Raw genomic sequence first — 1,352 nt, forward strand, 5'->3', positions numbered from 1 at the left:
TGCCTTCAGCACATGGTCTTCGATCAGGGCGTGAAGCGGACGCAGCACCGCCGCGCACGCGCCGACCTGATCGGCCAGCGTCGACAGGCTCAGATCGACGCCCTCGCGGGCATAGCGCTCACTCTGCCGGTTCAGCGGCTGGTGCTGGCCGAACTTCTCGAACAGCACCATGGCAAGCAGGTTCGGGCCGGCGAAGCCGCGCGGCGTCACGTGGAACGGCGCCGGCGGCTGGCTGATCGCCTCGCACTGCCGGCACGAGAACTTCTCGCGCACCGTCTGGATCACCTTCCACTGGCGCGGGATCACCTCCAGCGTCTCGGTGACGTCCTCGCCCAGCTTCGACAGCCTGGTCGAGCCGCAGCAAGCGCAGCTCTCGGGAGCGGCGATCACGACGCGCTCGCGCGGCAGGTGCTCCGGGAACGGCTTGCGCGATGGACGACGACGCTCGAACGACTTCACCGTCGTGGCGCGCGACGCGTGCTCCGCCGCCAGTTCGTCTTCGGTTGCGTTCGCCTCCAGATCCTCGAGCTGCAACTCCATCTGCTCGAGCAGCCTGGCCTTGCGCTCCGAGCGGCTGCCGTAGAGCTCGCGCCTGAGCTTCTCGATCTCCAGCTTCAGTCTTGCAATCAGCGCCTCGGTCCCGGAGCTGACCGCCGCCGCACGGGCGGCAAGCGCTTCGGCCTCGACGCGCGCGGCGCGCTCCGCGAGGATCATCGCGTGGGCGGCGGCGAGGTCGGAAGGGAGCGATTCAGCGGTGGACACAGGGCGATGGAATCATATCCACCACCATGTGCAAGGCCAAAATCGTCAGCCTGTCGCCGTCGGCCGCCAGGTCTTTTGCGGCATGCGCCAGTCGATGCCTTCGAGCAGATAGCCGAGCTGCGCCGACGTGATCGTGACCGCGCCGTCGGCCGGCGACGGCCAGATGAAGCGGCCGCGCTCGAGCTTCTTCGAGAACAGGCAGGCGCCCTGGCCGTCGTGCCACAGAACCTTGATCCGATCGCCGCGGCGGCCGCGGAAGACGAACAGGTGACCATTGTGCGGATCACGCTTCAGCGTCTCCTGCACCACCAGCGCCAGGCCCGGAAAGCCCTTCCTCATGTCGGTGTGGCCAGTCGCCAGCCACACCCGCACGCCGCTGGGAACCGGAATCATCGGGACCCGAGCGCGTCCAGCACGCGCCGCAGCGCCTCGGCATCCACGTCGCGATCGACACGGACACGGCGCCCGCCGCCAAGCTCGATCTCGATGATGCCGCTCTTGCGGCGACTGCGGCCGGGAGACGCCGATGGCACCGCCGCCTCAACGGCGGGCGGTATGGCAGCGGCAGGAACGATCTCGACCGGGACCAA

The 1,352-nt window shown here is 68.6% G+C and carries 2 protein-coding genes and 1 pseudogene; all 3 read right to left on the reverse strand.

All coding sequences use genetic code 11. The annotated features are described in order from the left end of the window. Window positions 1–714: IS66 family transposase zinc-finger binding domain-containing protein (locus tag L630_RS0120705; RefSeq protein WP_245263829.1), on the reverse strand; the 714-nt coding region annotated here is incomplete at its 3' end. A gap of 93 nt (window positions 715–807) precedes the next feature. Continuing rightward, window positions 808–1,155, reverse strand: a complete 348-nt coding sequence (gene tnpB / locus L630_RS0120710; protein ID WP_024850066.1) for an IS66 family insertion sequence element accessory protein TnpB — start codon at window positions 1,153–1,155, stop codon at window positions 808–810. Next, window positions 1,152–1,352: pseudogene (locus L630_RS23270) on the reverse strand (IS66 family insertion sequence element accessory protein TnpB); the annotation flags it as partial. The pseudogene L630_RS23270 and the gene tnpB, both read right to left, overlap by 4 nt.

The sequence above is a fragment of the Aminobacter sp. J41 genome (genome assembly GCF_000526635.1).
Classification (GTDB): Bacteria; Pseudomonadota; Alphaproteobacteria; order Rhizobiales; family Rhizobiaceae; genus Aerobium.